Source organism: Brasilonema bromeliae SPC951 (assembly GCF_012912135.1).
In the GTDB taxonomy this organism is placed as follows: Bacteria; Cyanobacteriota; Cyanobacteriia; order Cyanobacteriales; family Nostocaceae; genus Brasilonema; species Brasilonema bromeliae.
The window spans coordinates 1-4470 of the sequence record NZ_QMEB01000022.1 but is presented as its reverse complement, the minus strand read 5'-3'; the positions used below and the strand labels follow the sequence as shown (position 1 = coordinate 4470).

General features: G+C 43.1%; 9 protein-coding genes. 2 read left to right on the top strand and 7 right to left on the bottom strand.

Going from position 1 to position 4470, the window contains the following annotated elements:
* Both DP116_RS29025 and DP116_RS04775 read left to right on the top strand, forming a co-directional pair.
* Positions 1-685, top strand: a 685-nt coding sequence (locus DP116_RS29025; protein WP_439330034.1) for a MutS-related protein, incomplete at its 5' end; no start/stop codon positions are given.
* Positions 686-808: 123 nt separating this feature from the next.
* Positions 809-994 carry a hypothetical protein gene (locus DP116_RS04775; RefSeq protein ID WP_169154082.1) on the top strand — a complete coding sequence of 62 codons (186 nt, stop codon included), beginning with the start codon at positions 809-811 and terminating at the stop codon, positions 992-994.
* Positions 995-1138: 144 nt separating this feature from the next.
* Here the strand turns inward: DP116_RS04775 and DP116_RS04770 are convergent, their stop codons facing one another.
* From DP116_RS04770 to DP116_RS04740, 7 genes are all read right to left on the bottom strand, one after another.
* On the bottom strand, positions 1139-2203 hold the full coding sequence (locus tag DP116_RS04770) for a formylglycine-generating enzyme family protein (RefSeq protein ID WP_246275485.1): 1065 nt from the start codon (positions 2201-2203) through the stop codon (positions 1139-1141).
* A gap of 90 nt (positions 2204-2293) precedes the next feature.
* Positions 2294-2734, bottom strand: a complete 441-nt coding sequence (locus DP116_RS04765; RefSeq protein WP_048866886.1) for a P-loop NTPase family protein — start codon at positions 2732-2734, stop codon at positions 2294-2296.
* Positions 2735-2837: 103 nt separating this feature from the next.
* Complete coding sequence (locus DP116_RS04760; protein WP_169154081.1) at positions 2838-3044, bottom strand: hypothetical protein; 207 nt, start codon at positions 3042-3044, stop codon at positions 2838-2840.
* Between the two features lie 131 nt (positions 3045-3175).
* Entirely contained in the window at positions 3176-3565 is a 390-nt protein-coding gene (locus DP116_RS04755; protein ID WP_169154080.1) for a type II toxin-antitoxin system VapC family toxin, read from the bottom strand.
* Positions 3555-3842, bottom strand: coding sequence for a hypothetical protein (locus DP116_RS04750; protein ID WP_246275484.1), 288 nt, complete (start codon positions 3840-3842; stop codon positions 3555-3557). Before DP116_RS04750 ends, DP116_RS04755 begins: the two co-directional genes overlap by 11 nt.
* A 123-nt stretch (positions 3843-3965) precedes the next feature.
* Positions 3966-4121 carry a hypothetical protein gene (locus DP116_RS04745; protein ID WP_169154079.1) on the bottom strand — a complete coding sequence of 52 codons (156 nt, stop codon included), beginning with the start codon at positions 4119-4121 and terminating at the stop codon, positions 3966-3968.
* Between the two features lie 5 nt (positions 4122-4126).
* Positions 4127-4470, bottom strand: a 344-nt coding sequence (locus tag DP116_RS04740) for a hypothetical protein (RefSeq protein WP_246275483.1), incomplete at its 5' end; no start/stop codon positions are given.

Below are 4470 nucleotides of genomic sequence, written 5' to 3'. Positions count from 1 at the left end.
AAGGGAAACAGGAGGGAGAGAAAGAGGGAAGGAAACTTCTCTCACTCCCTCACTCTCTCACTCCCTCCATCCTGACCTTATCATCCTTACTGGTCCGAATGCGAGTGGTAAGAGTTGTTATTTGCGTCAGGTGGGGTTAATTCAGTTGATGGCGCAGATTGGTAGTTTTGTGCCTGCTGGATCTGCTAGGTTGGGGGTGTGCGATCGCATTTTCACTCGTGTAGGTGCAGTAGATGATTTGGCGACTGGTCAATCTACTTTTATGGTGGAGATGAATGAGACGGCGAATATTCTCAACCATGCAACGTCGAGATCACTGGTGTTGTTGGATGAGATTGGCAGGGGAACTGCGACGTTTGATGGTCTTTCTATTGCTTGGGCGGTGGCGGAGTACATTGCAACGGAGATTCTGGCGCGGACGATTTTTGCAACGCACTACCATGAGTTAAATGAGTTGGCTTCGCTGTTGCCAAATATTGCTAATTACCAGGTGACTGTGAAGGAGTTAGCTGACCAAATTATCTTTTTGCACCAAGTCCAACCAGGAGGTGCGGATAAGTCTTATGGGATTGAAGCGGGAAGGTTGGCTGGTTTACCAAAGGTTGTGATTGCACGGGCAAAACAAGTGATGGGACAAATAGAAAAGCACAGCAAGATTGCAATGGGACTGCAAAATTTGGAATAGTTAGGGGTAGAAGTATCATTGGAACAGAAAACTGGGATACGCGATTTTCCGGAACCCATACATAATTCCTTGTATTAATAACTATGATTGTTCCGTAAAACTGTTGAGCAATGGAGTAAATCTATGTCTATGAATAATCGGATACAGGATGTGGCTAAGAATGCTGCTAGTGCTCCTTCGGAAGGTGGAGGTTGGCTACCCGCAGCATTAAAAGTTGGTGCAGTACTTGTTACTGTGGCACTATCTGCTGTAGGTGCAGGTGAGGCTGCGGATGCTGCGGAATCACTGAGCGAAATTGGTAGAAAGTAAAGATTTTCTGGGGTGCGAAGAGGTCAAATTTCCGCATTTTTCAGAAAATAAAAGTGAGAAAGGTATGCTCTAGTTTCTAGGGCATACTTCTTTATAAGTTCTTCAATTGTTATGTGTCTTAACTTTTCTGTTAGATACCTTGTGTTATTGAAAAAGGTTGCTCTCAGGTACACAGACGATGCGAAATCCAGTCCCTTCTATCCCCGATGGATCACCACGTTCGTGTGGGGGGAGGGGAGTTCGATTAGCAGAGCGACAAAACTTTGGTGAGCTATACCAAGAGCCGCCACGTATAACTCTCCTAGCATTCTCATCACTAGATAACCAGGCAGTTTCATTTCTTAACGCTCTCTTGTAATTTTCATGAAAGTGATCCGCACACCATTCCCAAATATTTCCATGCATATCGAATAAACCATAGGCATTGGCTGGAAACGTCTCCACTTCCGTTGTTTTTTCTCGGTATATGCCTTTTGATCCTCGACCATATACGAGGCTCCCATCATAGTTAGCTAACTCTGTTGTAATGGTCTCACCAAAGTAAAAAGGCGTTGTTGTCCCTGCCCGACAAGCATATTCCCATTCGGACTCGCTTGGTAACCGATATTCCCTATTAGTCGCCTTGCTAAGACGAGCACAAAATTCCCTTGCTTCATACCAGGAGATTCGTTCAACTGGTCGTAGATCACCTTTGAAATAAGATGGATCTGATGCCAAATCAATTTGGACTCTTGGTAGTGTAGAAACATACCTCCACTGAGCTTGGGTAACTGTATATCGCCCCATTAAAAAAGGCTGAATTGTCACTTCACGCCGTGGTTCCTCATTCCTTTGACGCCCTTTTTCATCCCCTGGAGACCCCATAATAAAAGTTCCAGCTGGAATATAGACCATCTCTAGTTTTATTCGCTCACCTAAACCTTCAATCCACATTGATGTAGCCTTCGACTCTCGCTTGATAACTTCACCTCGTTCATTGACTTTGACTGTCTCAAAGGAGAAGCTATCCTCTGTCAAAGCTGGAATATTAGTTTTTATAGGAGGAGGAGATTCAGGTTTTGGGGTTACTTCAGGAGGTTTTTGAGTTGGCACAGTAGGAGGAGAGGAATTGACTTCTTTTTTTTTACTCGATGTCCAACCGTCTCCTAATTTACTGTTGAAGATTGTAGCCCCTCCCGCACCAATCAAAGTAAAAAATACAGATATCAATAATTTCCTACGTTTAAAGTTAGTGACACCTTGGTAAGAAACATATTTTGGGGGATTTAACTTTACCCATTCCCATTCGGGCGACTGTAGTCAGACATTAAAAGTACTATATCTTTGATCAATTGTTTGGTTTTGGGCGGCATTAATAGCTTTTTCAATGTTCTGTATAAATGTTGAAGGGTACGATTGCTGAGATTTTTCCACAGATGCTTTGATTTCTCTCAAAATTTCAACCAAGTTTGATGGTCGATTAGCTTGTGCTGCTGTTGCTAATTCCTGTACAGCTTGAGCCACTTCACGATTAGCCTTAGCCGCAGATTCCACTTCAAGTACAGCTTTGCCATAATCGAGTGGTTTTTGTGGCGCTTTCTCAAGAGCAATTACAGTATGAGGAGAGTGTTTTTTTAGGGTAACTAAGAACTTACCGGCTTTATCCAATAAAATTTCTGTTCCCTTTTCGGTTGTTTTTTCTAATGCTTTAGTGGCAACTATAGTGCCAACAGCGATCGCACCAGCAGTAAATGGTTCCATGTAATACCTCTAGAAGGTGGCATTTTATTTGCTTATTATTACATAGTTATATTCTAAATTCAGTATTTTCCGCAAAGGAAGTAAAAAAACCATAGCTTAAGTTTTAAAGTGCGATCACAAGTGTGATGTTGAGGATAGTGTGATCGCATTTGTGATGTTCAGATTTGTGCGATGCGGAAGCTGCCACCTGCGGTGATCGCGTTTCGGTGGTTTTGAGGAGAGTGCGATGTCTGACGACAAGCCCTTCGGGTATCTCCTGCGGAGACGCTACGCGAACACAGTCGCCTCTGTCGGGAAAGCGGTCATTCACGCTGCTTCACCGCTGCGCGTCTACGCATTTTGGTTAGTTTGAGGAAAGTGCGATGCTCCGGAGGAGCGGTCTTCGACCATCGCATTTAGTTTGGGTTGGAATACGATTGAGCCATAAATCCTTAGATTGAACTACCAACGCTCTAACATCAAGCCATCAACATAGTCAAAGTCTGTATCATCTGTCACCAATATCCAACCCTGCTCTAAACATTGTGCCGCAATCCAAACATCATTCATTGGAATTGGTCGTCCCTTCCGTTTCAAAGCCAGTCGGGTTTGAGCATAGACTACTGCTGTTTCTCGACCTAATGGCAGAACTACACAAGCCTCAATAAACTCCAGATAACGAGGTAAATTTTGTAATGGACGAGTAGAGTTTTCCGCACCAAAAAGTAACTCCCCCACTACGACGGTAGGCAGAATCACCTCTGGGAATGCTAGTACCCGTGAAACGATCGCTGTGTCTCCATTCAAAAAACGCACTGCCACAGAGGTATCTAGGGCAATCTCACCACTCATTCACATCCACCTGCCGACATTCTGTTGCGATCGCCCGTTTTAATTCTTCCGCTTCGACATCACTTAAAATACCTGCAAATTTTGCGAGGGGATGAGTTTTGCGTGTTGCTTTTATCCTACGAAAAAAATCCAGTACTGACTGGACTATATCATCAGGAGCTTGTTCGAGTTCCTGGATCAATTCTTCACGATTTGTCATGCATTCTAATTGTTCTTGGCTAGTTCTTTCTATTTTCAGTATATCCAAAGTCCCAAAGCGATAGCTTCGCTGCAGCATAGCGGCAGATCGCATTTGGATTGATGGGAGAAAGTGTGATGTCTGACGATAAGCCCTGTGCGTCTACGCATTTATTGGATTGATGGATTAGTGCGATAGCGTCCGAGAGTGCGCCCCCTATGCCTACGGCACGGCTACGCCTATCGGGGCTAGCGCTGCTGCTTTGCTGTAGATCGCATTTTGGTGGGATACGCTTTTATTAAAGTTGATGGGATGGAATGCGATGCGCAAGCCCCCACCTCGGGCGATCGCCTGTATGATTTGCAATTTCAATATCACATCAATTACCTCTGAATTAGCGATAATTCTTGCCTAATTGATTCAGTAATCGCATCTACCAAAACTAAACGCTGACTAATTGGTAATTGCTGAACAGATTGTTTTAAATTCTGTGCTGATAAATTTAGTAAATCTGATTGCAAACTATTTTCATTTTGTGGTACAACTTGCTTTAAATTCTTTTCTAAATCTACACGCAGCGCTTCCAAAAACATACAATCATTGCCAAGATCCGATATCTCATCATCATCTAGATTTTCATTGTTTAGGCGGGATTCATATAGTTTTTTTAAGTAATCAATTGCTTCAATAATAAACTGAATATCTTTAAAAGATAGTTTCATAATTA

Coding starts and splice junctions, on each gene's coding strand:
- DP116_RS04765 (WP_048866886.1), bottom strand. CDS start 2,734: ATGGAACCATTTACTGCTGGTGCGATCGCTGTTGGCACTATAGTTGCC.
- DP116_RS04755 (WP_169154080.1), bottom strand. CDS start 3,565: ATGAGTGGTGAGATTGCCCTAGATACCTCTGTGGCAGTGCGTTTTTTG.
- DP116_RS04750 (WP_246275484.1), bottom strand. CDS start 3,842: ATGCTGCAGCGAAGCTATCGCTTTGGGACTTTGGATATACTGAAAATA.
- DP116_RS04775 (WP_169154082.1), top strand. CDS start 809: ATGTCTATGAATAATCGGATACAGGATGTGGCTAAGAATGCTGCTAGT.